Raw genomic sequence first — 20,982 nt, 5'->3', positions numbered from 1 at the left:
TATGACCGTAATCAATTGTCATCTCATAATTACATTGTATTTTTTCTTTTGATTTAATGCGTTAAATATATGTCCTTAAAGTAAAAACATTGATGTTAATGGATTTTTAGTAATTTACTCTTGATAAGACGTTACACCATCCCAAGAAGATATCCAAGTCACAAAAAGATTAAATGAATCAGGAAAAATGATAGGAATCGATCTTTTGGATCATATCATCATTGGCGATCGAAAATTTATTTCCCTAAAAGAAAAAGGATATTTATAAGTACTATCAATTTTAAAGTTTATTTCGTATAATTATATAGAGTAACAAATGAAACAGCGCCATTTTTCAATAGGATTGAATCTGGCGCTTATTACTATTGATTCGTGATATATATAACATACATAATGAATATACTGTGTGCAATTTGTTTATTTCGATTATTGCATGACCAATATTAAATCGTTATAGTATAAATACCATGGATGACTGTTATTTGGGAAAGGGAGATTTTTTTGGGAATATTTAATTTTTCACAGGATCTTGGAATTGATTTAGGAACTGCCAATACATTGGTTTTTATAAAAGGAAAAGGTGTAGTCGTACGTGAACCAACAGTAGTTGCACGTAATATTGAAACAGGTTCTATTGAAGCGGTCGGTAGTTCCGCAAGAAATATGATTGGACGTACTCCCGGCAATATTTCCGTCATTCGACCCATGAAAGATGGTGTCATTGCCGATTATGATACAACTGCGGTCATGATGAAGTATTATATTAAAAAAGCACTTCGCAGCAGATCGTTGTTTGCGAAAAAACCCAACGTGATGATATGTGTGCCTTCTGGCATTACTATGGTAGAGGAGCGGGCTGTTTTAGATGCCACGAAACAAGCAGGTGCTAAGGATGCCTTTCCAATTTCCGAACCATTTGCTGCTGCAATCGGTGCAGGATTACCTGTTTGGGAACCAACAGGGAGTATGATAGTTGACATTGGTGGCGGTACGACAGAAGTAGCGGTAGTTTCGCTAGGCGGGATTGTTACGAGTCGTTCCATTCGAACTGCTGGTGACAACATGGATGAGGCAATCATCCATTATATTCGTAAAAAATATAGTCTTATGATTGGGGAACGCTCTGCTGAATCTGTTAAAATGGATATCGGCTCTGCTACTGAACCAACACAGGATGAAGAAATTGATATTCGGGGAAGAGATTTACTAACTGGTCTGCCTAAAACAATTACGATTTCTGCAAAGGAAATATCTCAGTCACTTCAAGACACGGTACAGTCCATCGTTGAGGCTGTTAAGTCGACACTTGAAAAGACACCGCCTGAATTGGCAGCTGATATTATGGATCGTGGAATTGTGCTTTCAGGTGGAGGTGCATTACTGAAAAACATGGACACAGTGATTAGTGATGAAACGAAAATGCCTGTGTTTATAACCGATGAACCATTAGAAAGTGTTGCCATTGGAACAGGGAAGTCATTGGATTACATTCAACACTTTAAGGCTCATTCCAATGTCGCAAATCGCCCCAACGTAGAATAGTAGGTGTTTTCATGTCATTTTTACGCAAAAAAAAGTTATTTGTTTTATTGATTGGGATTATTATTTTGGTCGTCCTAATCGGTTATTCTATTCGTGATCGAGATAAGCTGACAACTGCTGAACAGTTTGTTAGTGATACGGTTGGCTGGATGCAAAGTATCATTCATGCCCCTGTCAAATATATTACGGATGTTTTTTCCAATATGGATGACATCCGCAACACATACGATGAAAATGCGATTTTAAAGGAAAAACTTGCTCAATATAAAACGTTAATTTATGAAGTACAAGAGCTAAAAGAAGAAAATAAGGAATTAAGAAAGCTTATTGATAAAACAGATTCCCTCCGAGATTATACGGCGATTCAAGCATCGGTCATTTCCAGATCGCCTGAAAGATGGATTGAACAGCTAACGATTAATAAGGGGTCTTTAAATGGTGTATGGCCTAATATGGCTGTCATTACTGCCGATGGTATGGTTGGAAAGGTTCATTCTGTTTCCAAATCGACTGCAACCATTCAATTACTAACTGGATTTGATCAATTCAATCGAATATCTGCAACCATCTCACGAAAAAAAGGAAAAGATATATTCGGTATTATTGAGAACTATGATCAGGAAACGAATTCCCTATTATTTAAAATAATTGAGGAATCGGATAAGGATTTGAAAAAAGGAGAACTCGTCGTATCATCTGGAAAAGGCGGTGTATTTCCTGCGGGGTTATTAATTGGAACAGTTAAAGAAGTAATACCAGATCAATATGGTCTAACCAGAACTGCATTGATCAAACCAGCAGCTGACCTATATGAAATTGACAATGTGATTGTCGTTGATCGGAAATTACCATCATTGGATGGACAGGAAACAGGCGGGGTGGAGTAGTGAAACGACTTTATATACCACTCATTTTATTTTTTGTAATGATCTTAGAAGGGGTCGCACTTGAACTCTTACCCGCCAAACTAGTAACAAGTCACTTGTATATGATTCCACACTGGGTATTAATTGTACTCGTTCTTGTAGCGGTTTTCTATGATACTGAAAACACGCATGCTGCCGTTTTATATGGTCTTATTTTTGGATTAGTGATTGACATCGTTTATACTGGTGTGCTAGGTATCTATATGTTTACATATGGTATTTGCATCTATCTGATTCATAGCCTATCACGGTTCTTTCATGCTAATATTTTGTCATCACTGCTAATGGGCATCTTAGCTATCATGTTTGCGGATGCCAGTATCCATCTTTTATTTTCAATGATAGAAATTGCTGATATGGCATGGGGAAATTATTTCCTATATCGATTACTGCCAACAATAGTCGCAAATATGTTATTCCTTCTATTATTTTATCCATTATTGGCTAAAAGATTTGAGATTTGGAAGGATCAACGGCTTCATCATTCCTTATAAATTACAAATATGCAGAATGAGATGAGCTATTGATTTGACTTATATAAAAAAGTAATTGCAACGGATAAGTATTGGGGTGAAGACATGACAGAAAATAAGCAACGTATTTCCATAAAAGGTACAAGAGATGGCCTGACAATATTTATCAGTGATGTATGTAGCTTTGATTCTGCATTGGAAGAATTAAAAGAAAAGATAAAAGCTAGCCAACCACTGCAGGATGAGCCAATCGTTCCGGTTACAATTAAGCTCGGAAATCGTTATTTAAATCAAAATGAAAAAGAGCAACTCATCCAGTTATTGGTTAGAGATAATCGTTTTCGAATACAACTATTTGATTCCAATTTAATAGAAAGAGACGAAGCCATTCAGTGGCTGGAAAATAGTGAAATAAAATCATTTGTTCGAATCGTCCGTTCTGGCCAAGTATTATCAACAACGGGTGATATGTTACTCATTGGTGATGTGAATCCTGGTGGTAAGGTAGAGGCTACTGGAAATATTTATATTCTCGGCCAAATGAATGGTACAGCACATGCAGGAATAAATGGAAATCGAGAGGCCATCATTGCTGCCTCCTATATGAAACCTACACAATTACGGATTGCAGATTATATTAGCCGAGCTCCTGATTATGAAGCAGAAGGCGTTTATATGGAATGTGGTTATATCGATGAAGCGGAAGATAAAATTAGAATTGATCGTATAGCGTCAGTTTCACATAGAATCAAGACGTTAAGTGGATTCGAGAGGAGAATGCAAAATGGGTGAAGCCATTGTCATTACATCTGGAAAAGGCGGCGTTGGTAAAACGACGACTACGGCAAATATAGGAACAGCTTTGGCACTAATGGAGAAGAAAGTTTGTTTAATTGATACAGATATTGGGCTCCGAAATTTAGATGTTATCATGGGACTGGAAAACCGTATTATTTATGATATCGTCGATGTTATTCAAGGTCGTTGCAAGCTTAGTCAGGCTTTAATTAAAGATAAACGTTTTGATTTCTTGTCTTTGCTTCCTGCTGCACAAACAAGTGATAAATCTGCCGTGACAATAGATGGTATGAAAGAAATCGTTGCAGCGTTAAAGCAAGAATATGATTATATTATTATCGATTGTCCTGCAGGTATTGAACAGGGTTTTCAAAATGCGGTTACAGGAGCAGATCGAGCAATCGTTGTGACAACACCTGAAAAATCTAGTGTTCGCGATGCGGATCGGATTATTGGATTGCTAGAAAAAGAATCCATCGATCGACCACATCTGATTGTTAATCGAATTCGGAATCATATGATGAAAAATGGGGATATGATGGAAATCGATGAAATTGTTCAAGTGTTATCGATTGAATTAATTGGGATTGTTCTGGATGATGATGATGTTATTAAAGGGTCAAATCAAGGAGAGCCAATTGCTTTACATCCAAACTCAAAAGCATCTATTGCATATCGGAATATCGCAAGAAGAATTTTGGGAGAATCAGTGCCATTACAATCACTTGAAAATGAAAAAGGATTCTTGCAGCGTGTACGCAGCTTTTTAGGGATGCGTTCCTAAGGGCTAATCCATTTATATGCATAAAACGGACGGGCAAAAGCCTGTCCATTTTGCTGTCTGCTCATAACCTGTCCACCATCCGCATATAGTGATAAAAACGCTGAAAAGGAATGTGACGTATATGAGCAAAGATGTCAGACAGGTGCGTAAATCGATACGAGAAAGAAAACGTATTCGTGATCGATCAGTACAGCATAAACAGAAACAGGTCATTCATCCCCATACGTTTTTGCCAACAGATGAAGAAAGACACGGGGTATATGCTGAACTGCCAAATTCAAATATTTCATTTTTCTCAGGTTTTCCAACCAATATGGTTGTGAAAGCAGTGCTTTCTATTGCATTATTTCTAGGAGTAGCCATTGTTTCCAAAACAGAGTCTGGACAATTTTTGAAGCTAAGGCAATGGACGAGTAGTTCGCTAAATGAAGAATTTCCGTTTGCGAAAGTGAATCAATGGTATCAGGATCGATTTGGTAGCCCGCTGGCATTTTCTCCTACATCCAAATCCACAGCTAGAAATGTATTGGATTTTTCGCTACCTGTTAATGGAGATGTGATGGAAAGCTTTCATGCGAATGGAACGGGGATTCGTATTGCTGCTGAACATGATACACCGGTATCAGCACTGAAGCAAGGCATTGTCATTTTTGCCGGAAATGATCGTAAGACTGGTAAAACGGTTATTATTCAACATCCCGATCAAAGTAATACGATTTATGGATACCTAAGTGAAATAGATGTACATCTGTATCAATATGTAGCAGCAAATGAGTATATTGGAGAATTTATCCCAGATAAAAATAATTCAACCGTATATTTTGCAATTGAAAAAGACCACGAATATGTCGATCCTATCCAGGTGATTCAAGTTGATCAGCAATAACATGTGGTTGCCAAATATACGGCTACATCCGACCATATTTATATTCATTGCTGTATCTTTCATGACGGGGACGTTTATACAATTATATATTATTCTGGCGATTGTCAGCTTACATGAGCTGGGGCATTATATGATGGCGAAGTTTTTTAAGTGGCGGGTGGAGGGCATGATGCTGTGGGTTTTTGGTGGTGTCATGCATACAGACGAGCACGGGAACAGACCATTACATGAGGAAATGCTTGTTACCATTGCTGGTCCTTTTCAGCATGTTATCCTTTATGTACTGATTATGTTTGCTGCTGACACCAATTTATTATCTGCATCTACGATTGAATTGCTATATTTTTATAATAGTGCCATTCTTTTTTTTAATTTGCTGCCAATTTGGCCACTGGATGGTGGCAAAATATTATTTATGTTATTGACTCGTATTTTTCCGTATAAGAAGGCTCACCAGCTGATTATTATACTTTCCATGGCTGCCAGTATTTTTGCAATCATATTCTGGTCTGTTTATCAATCTTTTTCATTGAGCTTTTTGTTAATCATGTTGTTCTTATTTATGGAAAATCGAACAGAATGGAAACAACGGTATTTCGTGTTCTTGCGTTTCTTGCTGAGACGCTATGAAGGTAACGCACCAATAAAAAAACTGCATCCGATTTATGTGTCCGATGATACGCTTATCATGGATGTTTTTGCTTATTTTAGAAGGGATAAAAAGCATGCTATTTATATCTTATACCCACAAAAGGAACGACAGACAATTGATGAAATGGATTGTTTACGTAGCTATTTTCATTTGAAAAATTATAAAGGAACAATCGGAGAGTTAGGAAAACGACTTGCCTAGATGTATAATAATCTTCACCATAAGCACATGACATGAACATGATGGAATGAATAAAATATGTTTACAACGCTTGACAAATAAGGTCAAGACATGATAACATCAATACGTTATTCAAACGTAGCACCAGTGCTACAACCGCACAGATCAGGTTCAAATTCCTTTATAAGGATACCTGCATGGCGAGTCTTAGTAATCAAGGAGGTGCAATATTTATGTACGCAATTATTGAAACAGGTGGCAAACAAGTAAAAGTTGTTGAAGGTCAAGAAATTTACGTTGAGAAAGTTGCAGCAGATGAAAATGCTTCTGTAACATTTGACAAAGTGCTTTTCGTTGGCGGAGATGATGTCAAAGTTGGTGCGCCATATGTTGAAGGTGCAACAGTCACTGCGAAAGTAGAAAAACATGGCCGTCAAAAGAAAATTCGTGTTTTCAAATTCAAACCAAAAAAGAATTACCACCGTACACAAGGTCATCGTCAGCCATATACTAAATTGGTTATTGATAAAATCAATCTATAAGGGCTGTTGTCATGATTAAAGTAGAGGTTCGTTACAATGGAAGGTATGTAGAGGCATTTGAAATATCTGGACATGCAAAAAGTGGTCCTTATGGATATGATCTCGTATGTGCCGCTGTATCGGCTGTATCATTTGGAGCAGTAAATGCTGTAGCGGAGTTATGTCAATTTACGCCTATAATACAACAAGGGCGTGAAGGTGGATATTTATCTGTGGAAATACCATCACAGGTGGATGACCATATAAAAGACAAGGCCTCCTTATTGTTAGAAGGTATGGTTATTTCATTGGAAACGATTGAACGAGAATATAATCGCTTTATTCAGATACGAAAGAAATGAGGAGGTGGAGCAAATGCTACGTCTAGACTTACAATTTTTCGCACAGAAAAAAGGTGTTGGTAGTACAAGAAATGGTCGTGATTCACATGCTAAACGCCTTGGAGCGAAACGTGCAGACGGTCAGTTTGTAACTGGTGGGTCTATTTTGTACCGTCAACGCGGAACAAAGATCTATCCAGGTGAAAACGTTGGTCGTGGCGGTGATGATACACTTTTTGCGAAGGTGGATGGAGTTGTTAAATTTGAACGCTTCGGACGCGATCGTAAGAAAGTAAGTGTTTATCCTGCTGCACAAGAAGCTTAATACATGATCAAACTCCAGCCAGTTAATGGTTGGAGTTTTTTACTTTTCAAGCAATGTGATTCATTAGAAGTGGAATAATATAAAATTTTACCACAGATTAACTGGCTGTAAGATCCCACTGCAATAATTTTTGTTGATAACAAGAGTTATAAGCGGGTGATCAACAGCCAGTAAAGGCCAGATTGGTTCAACTAACAATCAGTGGGGAAAACTCCCACTGATTGAAGTTTCACTTTATCGTTTTTTAACTTTTCATGAAGTATCTGTTGTTTTCTGTTATAATTTTCTTCATGATGAGGTGGTAGAATTGGAGAAAAAAGAAATTATTCATATGTTGCAAAATAAGCGACATGATTTAATGAATCAATTACAAATTGTTCAAGGCTATCTGAGTATGGGAAAAGTGGATGTAGTTGCTGATAAAATGACTGACATTATTGCAGAATATGAGCAAGAACGACTGTTAATGAATACGAAAGCAACACATTTTATACTTTGGACACTCCAATTTAACACGAAACACGATCATATTCGTTTATCCTATAAAATACATACGAATAATTCGGATTTAATGGTTTTGGATACAAAGCTCGTACATGCTGGAAATATTGTAACAAATATGATCCATGAACAAGGGGAAGATTCTGAACTATATCATGTTATTATGGAGCTTGCTGTACATCAGAATACGGTTCACATAATATTTACCATTCATGGATATTTTAAGAATTGGTGTAGAAGTAAGCATATGCTTGAAGCATTTGAGGAAGTGGAACAATTAAAAGATGGATTGCGATGTATGATGCGCATTTCACTCGTTTAAAAGGAGTGATGTAATGTTTGTAGATCAGGTAAGTGTATATGTGAAAGCTGGAGATGGCGGTAATGGTCTAGTTGCTTACCGTCGGGAAAAATATATTCCAAAAGGAGGACCAGCTGGTGGTGACGGTGGAGATGGCGGTAATATTGTCTTTAAAGTAGATGAAGGTCTTAACACATTGATGGACTTTAGATATAATCGTCATTTCAAAGCGAAGCGTGGAGAGAATGGCATGAGTCAGAGTAAGCATGGGAAGAATGCTGTTGATTTGGTCATCCCAGTTCCACCGGGTACTACTGTCATAGATGAAGATACGAATCAGTTGATTGCTGATTTAACTGTACATGGTCAGGAAGCCATTATTGTTAATGGTGGAAGAGGAGGACGTGGAAATTGTCGTTTTGTTAGTCCACAAAATCCTGCTCCAGCTTTTGCTGAAAATGGAGAACCAGGTCAGGAAAGAAATATTAAAGTTGAACTTAAATTAATCGCAGATGTCGGCCTTGTTGGTTTCCCTAGTGTTGGGAAATCCACGCTGCTTTCCGTTGTAAGTGCTGCAAAGCCAAAGATTGCTGACTACCACTTCACCACACTTGCGCCAAACTTAGGTGTTGTGGACACAGGTGATCAACGAAGCTTTGTGATGGCAGATTTACCTGGATTAATAGAAGGTGCACATGAGGGGATTGGTCTTGGACACCAGTTCTTACGTCATGTCGAACGAACACGGGTTATTGTTCATGTCATTGATATGGCAAGCACAGAAGGAAGAGATCCATTTGATGATTATCAGAAGATTAACCAAGAGTTAGAGCAATATGATGAAAAATTATTGCAACGTCCGCAAATTATTGCCGCAAATAAAATGGACATGCCGGGTGCGGAAGAAAACCTTAAAAGCTTTCGAAATCGAATAAAAGATGCACATTCTATTTATAAGATTTCTGCAGTAACAAAGGATGGATTACAAGAACTGCTTTATGGCGTTGCAGACCTACTTGATTCTATTCCAAAGCAAACACTTGATTTGGAGGAAAAAGAGGAAAAAGTTGTGTATCGCCATGTGAAAAAAGAAAAAGCATTTGAAATCTCACGCGATTCAGATGGTGCATTTGTACTGCAAGGAGAACAAATTGAAAAATTATTTAAAATGACTGATTTTGCTAGAGATGAAGCTGTACAAAGATTTTCTCGCCAATTGCGTAGTATGGGTGTAGATGAAGCACTTCGTGAAAGAGGAGCGAAGGATGGGGATACAGTAAGGTTACTTGAATTTGAGTTTGAGTTTATTGAATAACCAGCCAACAAAGATAAATGAGGGATAAGAGATGGTTGTGGAAAATGGAAAGTTTTATCTGGTCCGCAGTGATGTACTACCGGAATCCATGCAAAAAACAATTGAAGTAAAAGAACTTTTGGAACGTGGAAAAGCAAAAAGCATCTATGAAGCAGTGCAACTAGCGGGATTATCACGGAGTGCCTTTTATAAATATAAAGATGCAGTTTACCCGTTCCAGGCAATGGTGAAGGAAAAAATAATTACTTTGTTTTTTCATTTGGAGGATCGTGCAGGAACCCTTTCCAAGCTATTAGGCATTGTTGCAGCTGCAGGATGTAATGTGTTAACCATCCATCAGACCATTCCTATTCAAGGAAAAGCAAATGTGACATTATCCTTGGATGTCTCTCACCTGAAAGAAGATATGGATCGGCTGATGCAGCAACTCAAACGATTAGATTTCATTGAAAGAGTCGACATGCTAAGCTCTGGCGCATAGGGGAGGATATAGTATTGGTTAAAAAAATAGGTTATCTAGGTCCAAAAGGCACATTTACGAAGCTTGCAGTGGACGCAGCTTTTAACGGGGAAGAGAAACAAGGTTTTCAAACCATCCCGGAATGTATTGATGCCGTTCACTCTGAGGAAATTGATGTTGGTGTTGTTCCATTAGAGAATGCAATAGAAGGAACGGTACAACTTACGATTGATTATCTTGTTCATCAGGTGAGATTGCCGATTGTTTCGGAAATAGTGGTCCCAATTGAGCAGCATTTATTACTTCATCCAGATTTCAATGGGCAGTTATCCGATATTACAGAAGTGCATTCACATAGTCATGCGATTGCGCAATGTCATCAATATATTCACAATCATTTACCACAGGCATCTATTGTATATACCTCTTCAACAGGAAGAGCAGCAGAAATAGTAGGTAGCGAAATGACATCTAACGCAGCAATTGGCAACCGCTTAGCAGCGCAAGAATATGGTTTAACAATCGTGAAGGAGAATATACATGACTTCCCAAACAACCATACCCGCTTTGCTGTATTAGCTAAGGATCCATCTACTGTGAAAATAAAGCAATCACATCAATCTGAAAAGACGACATTATTGATTACATTGCCAAAAGATTATGCAGGGGCATTACACCAAGTGCTATCCGCATTTGCATGGAGAAAAATGAATCTATCAAAGATTGAATCCAGACCTATGAAAACTGGGCTTGGGAATTACTTTTTCATTATTGATGTGAATCAGCCGTTTGATGATGTGTTATTTCCTAGTGTGAAGGCAGAGCTTGAGGCATTAGGCTGCAATGTTACAGTACTCGGAACATATCCAGTTTATCATTTAAACATATAAAAAAATCGTTTTCCTTTTAAAGGGAAAACGGTTTTTTTATTGTCAACTGATAAGTCATTCGTAGCTAAAATGTAGCATTTTAACCGTGCAATCCTACACAAATGGCTTTATTTCTATAATTGCTTTCAACATTTTAATTGTTACTGCATATGTTGGTAAAGAGGTAATAGCCCAGATTAGCAACAAGTAGAAAGGAGCCAAAACATATTGAGGATTTATATTGTCAAAAAAGGCGATACTTTGTGGGATATAGCCAAAAAGTTCGGTGTTGATTTTAATGAACTTCAAGAAATCAACGCACAAATATCCAGTCCAGATATGATTATGCCCGGGATGAAAATAAAAATACCTGGTACAGCAAAAGCAGTTAAAAAAGAGCAACAGGTGAAAGAAAAACCAAAAGAACAAGTGAAACAGCCAGTTACAAAACAACCAAAGCCAATACCTAAACCAATTGTTAAAGAAGATGAGAAAAAACAACCGAATAAGGTAGTTCCACAAGCACCAAAGATGGAAATGCCCCAGCAGCATTTACCGAAATATCCTGTGATGCAAATGCCGATTATGGAGCAGCCCCCATCACAATATAAACCAGAACAGCCAACGAAAGAAGAAAAGGAGGTAAAGAAAGAAAAGAAAGAAACACAGAAACCAGTGGAACAAATTCCTACACCAACATTTCCTGAAACCCAGCCAATGCCGCTACCAATACCTATTCCTTGTCATCAAGCCTGGTTCCCCATGATGCATCCCTGTATGCATCCTTGTCATCCACCGTTTCCGCCATTTCCATTACACGGATGCCAACCAGGTCATTTAATGGGACCACAGCATATGCAACCGTCTCACGGTTGGCAGCACCATGGATGCAAATGCATGCGTCCCGCTGAAGGCGAATATCAGCACTATCCAGTGCCTAAGGAATATTCTATCGCACAGCCTGTAGCCCAAGATAATTTGTCATGGCAAGGTGGACCAGAGCTTTATCCATCAGCTGTCGACCATACAAATGTATGGAGACGCCCTGGTGATAAGCTGCAACCGGAAATGCCAGTTGGGTGGGAACAATCAGAGAAGTACGAAGAATAAACCATATCGTAGAGACGAGGTTTTCTATCGTCTCTTTTTATTTTATTTGAACATAATATTTGTATATTAGCAAAAACTGAGAAGTATCCATGAAGGTTTAAGTATTTCTACGAGTTCTTTTGTGTGATAAGTTTTTACGTTCCATACAAAGCATGCTAAAATCATAGTACAGAGTATTCATTTGTTCATAAGTATAACTAGCAAAAGCAATAGTGTGATGTACATATTAGGTGTGAGGAGTGATGATTTTTTGGAAAAACATGTAGATGAAATTGTGAAATGGATACAGGAACAAGTAAAACAAGCTGGTTGTAATGGTGCCATTGTTGGTGTGAGTGGAGGATTGGATTCAGCGGTTGTAGCATTTTTAATCAAACGAGCATTTCCGGATCATTCGGTTGGTGTGATGATGCCGCTAAATAGTAATCCAAGAGATATGGTTCATGCAAAGCAGGTCATCGAAACTAGTGGAATCACTGGATTGACAATTGATTTAACGGACACACATCGTACATTATGGGAAACACTTGAATCAGAACTTGGTGACACCTTCCAACAGGATGCTGCTCGATTGACAAATGCGAATCTAAGGGCTAGATTACGGATGTCCACCTTATATGCGATTGCTTCCAACCATCATTACTTAGTAGTGGGTACAGATAATGCATCTGAATGGTATACGGGCTATTTCACCAAGTATGGCGATGGTGGTGTAGATATTCTGCCGCTCGTAGATTTTACGAAGCAAGAGGTTCGGGAAATGGCAGCATATCTTGGCGTACCTGAAGAAGTCATCCATAAAAATCCAAGTGCCGATTTATGGGAAGGACAAACAGATGAGAACGAAATGGGTACGACATATACGATGATTGATGCTTATGTAAAAGGGCAAAAAATACCTGAAAAGGATAAGGACATCATTGAAAGGATGCATCGTGTATCTGAACATAAACGAAATCCATTACCACAATATAGGAGATAAACGAACAAACCTTCTTTTTTCAAAAATGGGAAAGAAGGGTTTTTTTTGGAGCTGAATACATACGGATTTAAACAAATAGCTAACGATTGATTTCTGCACATGGTGAATGGGTTTCATCTTTATTTACTTGTTTATTTTTGATATAGTAAGAAAGGATATTGATAGAGAGGAGAATGCCCGATGGCTGGTCATTCTAAATGGAATAATATTAAGCGGAGAAAAGGCGCACAGGATGCTAAAAAAGGTAAAATCTTTATGCGTCATGCGAAGGACATATATATGGCAGCAAAGCAAGGTGGGGGAGATCCTTCTATGAATGCTGCATTGCGTACAGCAATTGATAAAGCTAAAGCAGCTAATATGCCCAATGATAATATAGACCGCGCAATAAAAAAAGCAACTGGTACCTTGGATGGAGCAAATTATGAAGAAATTACTTATGAAGGCTATGGTCCCGGTGGTGTTGCAATTATCGTACATGTATTAACAGATAATCGTAATCGTGCAGCGGCAGAAATACGTCATGCATTTAAGAAAAATGCTGGTAACCTTGGTGAAAATGGCAGTGTCTCCTTTATGTTCGATAGGAAAGGATATATCGTCATTCTCAATGAAGCTGGCGAGATTGACGAAGATGAGTTAACTTTGGAAGCAATTGAAGCCGGTGCAGATGATATCATTGTAGAAGATGGGTTATATGAAATCATTACAGCACCAGAAAACTTTGAGGACGTTCAAACTCATATGCAGGAACAAGGGTATGAATTGGAAGAGGCAGAAGTGACGCTCATTCCACAAAACTTTCATGCTGTTTCCAAAGAAGATGAGGAAAAAATGCTTAATCTATTAGATATGCTGGAGGAGGAAGAGGACGTTCAGGATATTCATCATAATTTAAAATTAGAAGCATAAAAGAATGTTATAGCTATTCTTAAGGCTGGAATGTAACTGATTTTATTTAAAATGTGCAAACCATAGCTCCGAAGCATTTCTAAGACACTAATTCAATATATCTTAGATGATGTTACTCCGGACTATGCATTTCATTAGCCAGACCAGAGCCTGTGTCACAACTAATGGATTTTACACATTTTAATTTAAAAATAGTTATGTCCCAACCTTTTTTCATATACTGGAACACTCGTTGAAGCTATACATAGAACAGTATGCTAAAATAGTTAAAGGAAATACTTAGAGGAGAGATTCGCCATGATTGCCTTTGTTAAGGGAGTATTGGACAGCATTTTGGACGATTCCATTATTGTAGATGTTCACGGTATTGGATATGAGGTCATATGTCCCAACCCGTTTATATTTCAAGATCGAATAAAAGAGAAAATAAAAATACATACATACCAGCATGTACGTGAAGATATTCAAGCATTGTATGGTTTTAAAAATATGGACGAAAAGCATTTGTTTATGAAGCTTATTTCAGTTTCTGGGATTGGTCCTCGTGGGGCACTTGGGATTTTAGGAAGCGTGGATATTCCAGATTTTGTTGCAGCTGTTGAACGCGAGGATGATAAATACCTCACAAGTTTTCCGGGGGTCGGTAAGAAAACATCTAGACAAATCATTTTAGACTTAAAAGGAAAACTAACCAATTTATTTGAACTTCAATCAAGTGCAAGTAATCAAGCTGCAGTGTCCTCTGATACGAATATTGCATTTATGGAAGCGAAAGAAGCGTTAAAGGCATTAGGCTATGCTGAACGAGAGATTCAATCGATTGCACCACAGCTCCAACAATCTGGTGCAGCGGAGACCGATACGATTATTCGAAATGCATTGGCATTATTGATGAAGAAATAACAGGGAGGAATAAACGATGGATGAACGAATGGTAACAGGTGAACAGCAAGCTGAAGAGTCCATTTTTGAGCCCAGTTTACGACCTGTGTCACTGCATCAATATATTGGCCAACAAAAGGTAAAAGAAAATCTCGATATTTTTATTCAAGCAGCAAAAATGCGGGAAGAACCACTTGATCATGTACTGTTATATGGACCTCCAGGATTAGGGAAGACGACATTGGCTGCAATTATTGCAAATGAGATGGGGGTTCAATTTCGTTCCACCTCTGGACCTGCAATTGAGCGTGCCGGTGATTTGGCTGCAATATTATCCTCATTAGAACCTGGAGATGTATTGTTTATTGATGAAGTCCACCGTTTGCCAAGATCCGTTGAAGAAGTATTGTATCCTGCCATGGAAGACTTTTTCTTAGATATTGTCATTGGTACTGGTCCAAGTGCGAGATCTGTTCGAATTGACTTGCCACCATTCACCCTAGTAGGTGCAACAACAAGAGCTGGTTTGTTAACTGCGCCACTTCGGGATCGATTTGGTGTGTTGGCCAGATTGGAATATTATGAAACGAAGGATTTATGTGCAATCGTAGAAAGAACAGCTGATATATTTCAAACCTCAATATCCAAGGATGCTGCCGTTGAAATTGCCAGACGTTCTCGCGGGACACCTCGGATAGCAAATCGTTTATTAAAAAGAGTACGAGATATTGCGCAAGTAAGGGGAGAACAGGTTATTAGTCTGGAAACTGCAGATTTGGCTTTGGACATGCTTCAGGTGGATGATGTAGGACTGGATCATATTGACCATAAATTGCTTAAAGGAATTATAGATGGTTTTAAAGGTGGTCCAGTGGGCTTAGATACCATTTCAGCGACGATAGGTGAAGAGCCACAAACCATTGAGGATGTATATGAGCCATATTTACTTCAAATCGGCTTCATACAGCGGACACCAAGAGGTAGGGTAGTGACTGGCAAGGCTTATGAACATTTTGGTATTCCGATGAATGATAACCTATAATAATTTTCACATCTTTTTGTATTTGCATAGTTGGAGGATATAGAATGAATATCGATGAATTTGATTTTGAATTACCACAGGAATTGATTGCACAGACCCCGTTAAAAGAACGTTCTGCTTCACGATTAATGGTATTAAATAAGCATAGCGGCACAATAGCTCATCGTCACTTTACAGATATTACAAGCTATTTAACAAAAGGCGATTGTCTTGTCTTGAATGATACACGTGTCCTGCCAGCAAGGTTATACGGTGTAAAAGAGGATACAGGAGCTAAAATAGAAATGCTGCTTTTACACCAAGAAGCAGATGATGTATGGGAAGTATTAGTAAAACCAGCAAAAAAGGTGAAGCTAGGAACAGTACTTGTATTTGGTGAGGGCCAGCTCCATGCAGAATGTGTTGGTTTAAAAGAACATGGTGGGCGTATGATGAAATTTTCATACACAGGTATTTTGTTTGAAGTATTTGAAGCACTTGGTGAAATGCCATTACCACCCTATATAAAAGAACAATTACCACCATCAGATCGAGAACGATATCAGACGGTATTTGCTAAAGAGGAAGGATCTGCTGCAGCGCCAACAGCAGGTTTGCATTTCACGAATGAATTACTAGCCAAATTAGAAAATCAAGGTGTTGAAATAGTATTCATTACTTTGCACGTAGGACTAGGGACCTTTCGCCCTGTAAATGTGGAACAAATTGATCAACATGAAATGCATTCGGAATTTTATCGTATGAATCAAAAAACAGCTGACACTTTAAATCGCATCAAGGCAAATGGTGGAAGGATTATTTCAGTAGGAACAACATCTACTAGGACATTGGAAACCATTGCAAGGGATCATGATGGAGTATTTAGAGCAGCAAGCGGCTGGACAGATATTTTTATTTATCCACCATATACGTTCCGGGCAATTGATGGATTGATAACCAATTTCCATTTACCAAAATCAAGCTTGATCATGCTTGTTAGTGCGTTAGCTGGTAAAGATGAGATTATGACAGCTTATAAAGAGGCTGTAGATGAACAATATCGTTTTTTCAGCTTTGGCGATGCGATGCTAATATGTTGAAGGAGACTTAAGGGATGACAACACCAATCACATATGAATTAATTAAAACTTGTAAGCAAACAGGTGCTAGATTAGGACGGGTTCACACACCACATGGTTCCTTTGATACTCCTACCTTTATGCCTGTAGGAACCCTGGCCACTGTAAAAACGATGAGTCCAGAAGAATTAAAGGAAATTGGTTCTTCCATTATCTTATCCAACACATATCATTTATGGCTCCGTCCGGGACAGGAAATTATAAAGCAGGCTGGTGGCTTGCATCGTTTTATGAATTGGGACAGGGCTATATTAACTGATTCAGGCGGCTTTCAGGTTTTTAGTTTGAGCGACCGGCGAAAAATTACAGAAGAAGGTGTGCAGTTCCGCCATCATTTGAGCGGTGAAAAGCTGTTTCTTTCACCTGAAAAAGCAATGGAAATACAGAATATATTGGGCTCTGATATTATGATGGCCTTTGACGAATGCCCACCATATCCCGCATCACATGATTATATGAAGGCTTCCGTGGAACGGACGTCTCGTTGGGCGGAAAGATGTCTGGAGGCACATAGCAGAAAAATGGAACAAGGGCTATTTGGTATTATTCAAGGTGGGGAATATGAGGATTTGCGTAAGCAAAGTGCAGCAGATTTAACCTCACTTGACTTTCCTGGTTATGCCATTGGTGGATTATCAGTAGGGGAACCAAAGGATGTCATGAACAGGGTGCTAGAGTTTACAACTCCATTGATGCCGACAGATAAACCGCGTTATTTAATGGGAGTAGGGTCTCCAGATTCGTTAATTGATGGTGCAATCAGGGGTATTGACATGTTTGATTGTGTCCTGCCAACTCGAATTGCAAGAAATGGTACTTGCATGACATCTCATGGCAGATTAGTAGTGCGAAACGCAAAATTTGCAAATGATTTTGGTCCAATTGATGACAATTGTGACTGCCATGTATGCCGAACCTATTCACGTGCCTATATTCGTCACTTAATTAAATGTAATGAAACATTCGGATTTCGACTTACCACTTACCATAATTTATATTTTCTGTTAGAATTAATGAAGCAAGTACGAAATGCGATAAGCAATGATCGACTTGGTGACTTTAAGGAAGCATTCTTTGAGCAATATGGCTTGAATAAACCGAATGCAAAGAATTTTTAAAGTGTATGTTCCAAAAAGCAGATCAAGCAGTTAAGACATGGATGATTTGGCTGTTTCCTTGTTGTTAATTGAACATTTTCAACTGGAGTAATGACTTCTCATCCTCCATACGATGTTTATCATACTTTTTGGACAACTGCTTAAAGAATATGAAGGAAGGGAGGCTAGAATATGGAAACACTAATTGGTTTATCACCGATTCTTTTGATGTTTGTTATTTTTTACTTCCTGCTTATTCGTCCACAGCAGAAGCGTCAAAAGGCAGTTAGAGAAATGCAATCGAATCTACAAAAAGGAGATTCCATTGTTACTATCGGTGGACTACATGGAGAAATTCATGCAATTGATGAAAATACAGTTATTATTCAGTGTGGCGACGGCTCTAAACTTACATATGATCGAGCAGCAATTCGTGACGTAAGTAACAATGAATAATAAAAAGGGATGCCCTAAATTTAGGAGCATCCTTTTTATTTTTCATCATGAGTTGCAAAGCTGTTGACCCCCAGCATTCCTCCTAGAACAGCAACAAAGAGAAATCCCAAATGGTGTAACGACTGCTCTAAACTAAAGGATTGATTAAAGCCAAGATATTGAACGAGAAAAATAAATAATGTAAATCCTAAAGCCGTAATTCCACCGATTGCCCAGCCTTTTGCTTTTGCCTTTGCTCCAGCTGCAAGTCCGCCTATAAATAAAATCAATAATCCTATGATTAGTGAACTCCATGATAAGGCAGGCTCCCCGAAGTTGGAAAACTTAAGTAATAATGCAAGGATTGTACTTGACAACAGCATTAATCCAAAGATGGCAATCCAACCATATACCAACGCAACAACATATTGATTTTTCAATTGGTACCCCCCTGTAAGGCTTTATTCCATTCTATTCATATTTTTTCATTTTAGACGGGCTATTCAATTTTTATCCAACGATTAAATATAGGTAGTTGGGCAAGTTCATCCTTTGAAATAAATCGCAGGATGAATAGTAAACTAATATAGATTGACAAAAAGATAATCAGAACAAAGAGAAATGGCAATAGATCTACACTTGCCGGAAGTAAGCTATATTTCAATATCATGCCAATTCCCGATGTGGAAATAAGTAATATAATCATTTTGAGAATATCTGCTGCAGGCAATTGAAAGGCAACCTCTTTTTTTAATGTAAATAAATGCATCAAGGTGACGAGTACAACTCCGACAGCCATAGATATGGCGACACCCATGATTCCAAATGCGGGGTTGGAGGCTAAGAAAAATAGGATAGCAAATTTAATCATGTTTCCAATTAAGCTATTCCACATTGCAGGTTTTGCTAAGTCTAATGCTTGTAAAGCAGCTTGTAGGGGCGATTGAATATATAAAAACAGGAAAAAAGGCGCTAGCAACATAATAAAGCTACTGGCATTACTGGTGCCATACATATATTGCAGGATAGGCACAGAGAATAAGATCAGGACAACCGTTGCAATTGCTCCAGAAGCAAAAGATAAGCGAATCGCTTGGCGAATCCGATAGGTAATAAGGGTGTGATTGGATTGTGCTTCTGCTTCTGCAATGGATGGTACGAGAGCAACAGAAAGCGATTGTGTAATAAAAGTTGGTAGAAATAACAGTGGTAAAGCATAGCCAGTAAGTTCACCATATTGCTTCGTTGCCAGCGCAGTTGCAACGCCAGCTAATGCAAGACTTTGAGCAACTATGATTGGCTCGAGAAAATAGGATACAGAACCAATCATTCTGCTACCTGTAGTTGGTAAAGCAATAGAAAATAATTCTTTACAGGTCTGAGTACTAGACTTCAGATAAGCAAAAAAGTTTCTTCTGATTTTAATCGTCTTTTTTTGTTTGAATTGGTACAACATATAGAGTAAGGAAATGAATTCTCCAAGAATAACACTAAACATAGCGCCAGCCGCAGCGTATTCAACTCCAAAAGGCAGCAGCAGTTTAACGAATAAAGCGACACAAGCAATTCTTACTACCTGTTCTATAACCTGGGAATAGCTTTGTGGTTTCATATTTTGTTTTCCTTGAAAATAGCCACGAAGTACAGACGATACAGCAACGATAGGCACAATCGGACTGATCGCAATTAAGGGGAGAGCAGTTCGTTCATCGGTCAATAAAGTTGATGCAATGAAAGGAGAAAACAAGATCATTAAAGTTGTGAATACAATACTCGTTATCATTACGATTACAAGGGATATGACGAGAATTTGTTTTACTTTCCTCCGGTTATTGGTTGCTTCTGCCTCTGCAACACGCTTGGAAATGGCTACCGGCAATCCAAATTGTGTTAGTGCAATAATTAAAAACAGTGTAGGCAACGCCATCATATAAAGCCCTACACCTTCTTCACCCATCATTCGAGCAACAACCATACGATTCACAAAACCCAAAAATCGCGTAATCATACCGGCCGCAATTAATATTAATGTACCTTGTAAAAAAGTTTGTTTAGACAACTTGAATAACCTGCCTTCTCAAAAAATAAGTTTTCATATACAATGATATATATGCAAAATAGTAGGCCAAGCATGACAAGTTGGCCAAATATGTTTATAAAGCGATAAAATAGGGGGGAAACATCTTGGAAACGAAACGGTCCGTTAGCGATTGGAAGCAAACCTTAACACCAGCGCTTGGAAGTAAGGTAAGCGAATTTAAGATGATGGGCTATTCACAGGCAACAATAGATGATATATGGGATTGCCTTGTTAAACGAGTATGGAAAGGAAATCCGGAAAAGCGCATACATGAGGCGGTCCAGGATATATTTCATCTTGGTTCATCCATCTACATGAGCTATTTGACCATGAATGCGTTCCAGGATGACAATGATTTAATGGCGTCCATTGCAGCCGTGACTGGTGAGGAGCAGGATGGATAAACAAATTTAATTTCTACATAGGATGAAGTTGTTCAGTCGAGAAAGG

At 38.3% G+C, this 20,982-nt stretch carries 25 protein-coding genes, 1 pseudogene and 1 other annotated feature; of the genes and pseudogenes, 24 read left to right on the top strand and 2 right to left on the bottom strand.

The features are described 5' to 3' along the window. Positions 1-127 precede the first annotated feature (127 nt). The 23 genes and pseudogenes from DX933_RS12315 to yajC all read left to right on the top strand — a co-directional run. Positions 128-268, top strand: a pseudogene (locus DX933_RS12315) (JAB domain-containing protein); the annotation flags it as partial. Between the two features lie 233 nt (positions 269-501). Continuing rightward, the gene (locus DX933_RS12310; RefSeq protein ID WP_123316724.1) at positions 502-1,542 is read left to right on the top strand and encodes a rod shape-determining protein; all 1,041 of its coding nucleotides are present in this window, start codon (positions 502-504) and stop codon (positions 1,540-1,542) included. 11 nt (positions 1,543-1,553) lie between these two features. Beyond that, positions 1,554-2,429, top strand: coding sequence for a rod shape-determining protein MreC (mreC, locus tag DX933_RS12305; RefSeq protein WP_123316723.1), 876 nt, complete (start codon positions 1,554-1,556; stop codon positions 2,427-2,429). Then, complete coding sequence (gene mreD / locus DX933_RS12300; RefSeq protein ID WP_123316722.1) at positions 2,429-2,962, top strand: rod shape-determining protein MreD; 534 nt, start codon at positions 2,429-2,431, stop codon at positions 2,960-2,962. Before mreC ends, mreD begins: the two co-directional genes overlap by 1 nt. Positions 2,963-3,046: 84 nt before the next feature. Then, positions 3,047-3,733, top strand: coding sequence for a septum site-determining protein MinC (minC, locus tag DX933_RS12295; protein WP_123316721.1), 687 nt, complete (start codon positions 3,047-3,049; stop codon positions 3,731-3,733). Beyond that, entirely contained in the window at positions 3,726-4,523 is a 798-nt protein-coding gene (gene minD / locus DX933_RS12290) for a septum site-determining protein MinD (RefSeq protein ID WP_123316720.1), read from the top strand. Before minC ends, minD begins: the two co-directional genes overlap by 8 nt. Positions 4,524-4,644: 121 nt before the next feature. Continuing rightward, positions 4,645-5,409, top strand: a complete 765-nt coding sequence (locus DX933_RS12285) for a M23 family metallopeptidase (protein WP_123316719.1) — start codon at positions 4,645-4,647, stop codon at positions 5,407-5,409. A gap of 1 nt (position 5,410) precedes the next feature. After that, positions 5,411-6,262: a site-2 protease family protein gene (locus DX933_RS12280; protein ID WP_123316745.1), complete on the top strand. Its 852-nt coding sequence runs from the start codon at positions 5,411-5,413 to the stop codon at positions 6,260-6,262. A gap of 123 nt (positions 6,263-6,385) precedes the next feature. Continuing rightward, positions 6,386-6,459: a sequence feature (ribosomal protein L21 leader region), on the top strand. Positions 6,460-6,474: 15 nt separating this feature from the next. After that, positions 6,475-6,783 carry a 50S ribosomal protein L21 gene (gene rplU / locus DX933_RS12275; RefSeq protein ID WP_123316718.1) on the top strand — a complete coding sequence of 103 codons (309 nt, stop codon included), beginning with the start codon at positions 6,475-6,477 and terminating at the stop codon, positions 6,781-6,783. Positions 6,784-6,794: 11 nt separating this feature from the next. Beyond that, a complete protein-coding gene (locus tag DX933_RS12270) occupies positions 6,795-7,124 on the top strand; it encodes a ribosomal-processing cysteine protease Prp (protein ID WP_123316717.1) in 330 nt (109 codons plus the stop codon). 13 nt (positions 7,125-7,137) lie between these two features. Further along, complete coding sequence (gene rpmA / locus DX933_RS12265) at positions 7,138-7,428, top strand: 50S ribosomal protein L27 (RefSeq protein WP_123316716.1); 291 nt, start codon at positions 7,138-7,140, stop codon at positions 7,426-7,428. 307 nt (positions 7,429-7,735) lie between these two features. After that, positions 7,736-8,251, top strand: coding sequence for a Spo0B domain-containing protein (locus tag DX933_RS12260; protein ID WP_123316715.1), 516 nt, complete (start codon positions 7,736-7,738; stop codon positions 8,249-8,251). 13 nt (positions 8,252-8,264) lie between these two features. Beyond that, complete coding sequence (gene obgE / locus DX933_RS12255; protein ID WP_123316714.1) at positions 8,265-9,545, top strand: GTPase ObgE; 1,281 nt, start codon at positions 8,265-8,267, stop codon at positions 9,543-9,545. Between the two features lie 31 nt (positions 9,546-9,576). Then, a complete protein-coding gene (locus tag DX933_RS12250; protein ID WP_123316713.1) occupies positions 9,577-10,026 on the top strand; it encodes an ACT domain-containing protein in 450 nt (149 codons plus the stop codon). Positions 10,027-10,040: 14 nt separating this feature from the next. Continuing rightward, complete coding sequence (gene pheA, locus DX933_RS12245) at positions 10,041-10,895, top strand: prephenate dehydratase (protein WP_123316712.1); 855 nt, start codon at positions 10,041-10,043, stop codon at positions 10,893-10,895. A gap of 207 nt (positions 10,896-11,102) precedes the next feature. Next, complete coding sequence (gene safA, locus DX933_RS18645) at positions 11,103-11,984, top strand: SafA/ExsA family spore coat assembly protein (protein WP_223805956.1); 882 nt, start codon at positions 11,103-11,105, stop codon at positions 11,982-11,984. 250 nt (positions 11,985-12,234) lie between these two features. Next, positions 12,235-12,966: an NAD(+) synthase gene (nadE, locus tag DX933_RS12235; protein ID WP_123316711.1), complete on the top strand. Its 732-nt coding sequence runs from the start codon at positions 12,235-12,237 to the stop codon at positions 12,964-12,966. A 180-nt stretch (positions 12,967-13,146) separates the two neighbouring features. After that, entirely contained in the window at positions 13,147-13,878 is a 732-nt protein-coding gene (locus tag DX933_RS12230; RefSeq protein ID WP_123316710.1) for a YebC/PmpR family DNA-binding transcriptional regulator, read from the top strand. 297 nt (positions 13,879-14,175) lie between these two features. Continuing rightward, positions 14,176-14,781 (top strand): Holliday junction branch migration protein RuvA, encoded by a 606-nt coding sequence (gene ruvA / locus DX933_RS12225; RefSeq protein WP_123316709.1) that lies wholly within the window; start codon positions 14,176-14,178, stop codon positions 14,779-14,781. 16 nt (positions 14,782-14,797) lie between these two features. Then, positions 14,798-15,802: a Holliday junction branch migration DNA helicase RuvB gene (gene ruvB, locus DX933_RS12220; protein WP_123316708.1), complete on the top strand. Its 1,005-nt coding sequence runs from the start codon at positions 14,798-14,800 to the stop codon at positions 15,800-15,802. A 44-nt stretch (positions 15,803-15,846) separates the two neighbouring features. Then, complete coding sequence (queA, locus tag DX933_RS12215; protein ID WP_123316707.1) at positions 15,847-16,881, top strand: tRNA preQ1(34) S-adenosylmethionine ribosyltransferase-isomerase QueA; 1,035 nt, start codon at positions 15,847-15,849, stop codon at positions 16,879-16,881. Between the two features lie 14 nt (positions 16,882-16,895). Then, the gene (gene tgt / locus DX933_RS12210) at positions 16,896-18,038 is read left to right on the top strand and encodes a tRNA guanosine(34) transglycosylase Tgt (RefSeq protein ID WP_123316706.1); all 1,143 of its coding nucleotides are present in this window, start codon (positions 16,896-16,898) and stop codon (positions 18,036-18,038) included. Between the two features lie 171 nt (positions 18,039-18,209). Continuing rightward, on the top strand, positions 18,210-18,473 hold the full coding sequence (gene yajC / locus DX933_RS12205; protein ID WP_123316705.1) for a preprotein translocase subunit YajC: 264 nt from the start codon (positions 18,210-18,212) through the stop codon (positions 18,471-18,473). A 35-nt stretch (positions 18,474-18,508) separates the two neighbouring features. Here the strand turns inward: yajC and DX933_RS12200 are convergent, their stop codons facing one another. Together DX933_RS12200 and spoVB are read right to left on the bottom strand one after the other, a co-directional pair. After that, positions 18,509-18,892, bottom strand: coding sequence for a TIGR04086 family membrane protein (locus tag DX933_RS12200; protein WP_123316704.1), 384 nt, complete (start codon positions 18,890-18,892; stop codon positions 18,509-18,511). A gap of 59 nt (positions 18,893-18,951) precedes the next feature. Continuing rightward, positions 18,952-20,511 carry a stage V sporulation protein B gene (gene spoVB / locus DX933_RS12195; RefSeq protein ID WP_123316703.1) on the bottom strand — a complete coding sequence of 520 codons (1,560 nt, stop codon included), beginning with the start codon at positions 20,509-20,511 and terminating at the stop codon, positions 18,952-18,954. Positions 20,512-20,636: 125 nt separating this feature from the next. On the opposite strand from spoVB, the gene DX933_RS12190 reads away from it, so the two are divergent. Next, positions 20,637-20,936, top strand: coding sequence for a post-transcriptional regulator (locus tag DX933_RS12190; RefSeq protein WP_123316702.1), 300 nt, complete (start codon positions 20,637-20,639; stop codon positions 20,934-20,936). Positions 20,937-20,982 lie beyond the last annotated feature (46 nt).

Origin of the sequence: Ornithinibacillus gellani, assembly GCF_003730295.1 — a bacterium.
GTDB lineage: Bacteria > Bacillota > Bacilli > Bacillales > Amphibacillaceae > Ornithinibacillus_A > Ornithinibacillus_A gellani.
Note: the sequence above shows the minus strand (reverse complement) of the source record. Positions and strands in the feature narration are given on the sequence as shown.

Bases quoted from the DNA above. Each gene is read 5' to 3' on its own strand.
- mreC (WP_123316723.1), top strand. From the start codon at position 1,554: ATGTCATTTTTACGCAAAAAAAAGTTATTTGTTTTATTGATTGGGATT.
- minC (WP_123316721.1), top strand. From the start codon at position 3,047: ATGACAGAAAATAAGCAACGTATTTCCATAAAAGGTACAAGAGATGGC.
- minD (WP_123316720.1), top strand. From the start codon at position 3,726: ATGGGTGAAGCCATTGTCATTACATCTGGAAAAGGCGGCGTTGGTAAA.
- DX933_RS12285 (WP_123316719.1), top strand. From the start codon at position 4,645: ATGAGCAAAGATGTCAGACAGGTGCGTAAATCGATACGAGAAAGAAAA.
- DX933_RS12280 (WP_123316745.1), top strand. From the start codon at position 5,411: ATGTGGTTGCCAAATATACGGCTACATCCGACCATATTTATATTCATT.
- rplU (WP_123316718.1), top strand. From the start codon at position 6,475: ATGTACGCAATTATTGAAACAGGTGGCAAACAAGTAAAAGTTGTTGAA.
- DX933_RS12270 (WP_123316717.1), top strand. From the start codon at position 6,795: ATGATTAAAGTAGAGGTTCGTTACAATGGAAGGTATGTAGAGGCATTT.
- rpmA (WP_123316716.1), top strand. From the start codon at position 7,138: ATGCTACGTCTAGACTTACAATTTTTCGCACAGAAAAAAGGTGTTGGT.
- obgE (WP_123316714.1), top strand. From the start codon at position 8,265: ATGTTTGTAGATCAGGTAAGTGTATATGTGAAAGCTGGAGATGGCGGT.
- DX933_RS12250 (WP_123316713.1), top strand. From the start codon at position 9,577: ATGGTTGTGGAAAATGGAAAGTTTTATCTGGTCCGCAGTGATGTACTA.
- DX933_RS12230 (WP_123316710.1), top strand. From the start codon at position 13,147: ATGGCTGGTCATTCTAAATGGAATAATATTAAGCGGAGAAAAGGCGCA.
- ruvA (WP_123316709.1), top strand. From the start codon at position 14,176: ATGATTGCCTTTGTTAAGGGAGTATTGGACAGCATTTTGGACGATTCC.
- ruvB (WP_123316708.1), top strand. From the start codon at position 14,798: ATGGATGAACGAATGGTAACAGGTGAACAGCAAGCTGAAGAGTCCATT.
- queA (WP_123316707.1), top strand. From the start codon at position 15,847: ATGAATATCGATGAATTTGATTTTGAATTACCACAGGAATTGATTGCA.
- tgt (WP_123316706.1), top strand. From the start codon at position 16,896: ATGACAACACCAATCACATATGAATTAATTAAAACTTGTAAGCAAACA.
- yajC (WP_123316705.1), top strand. From the start codon at position 18,210: ATGGAAACACTAATTGGTTTATCACCGATTCTTTTGATGTTTGTTATT.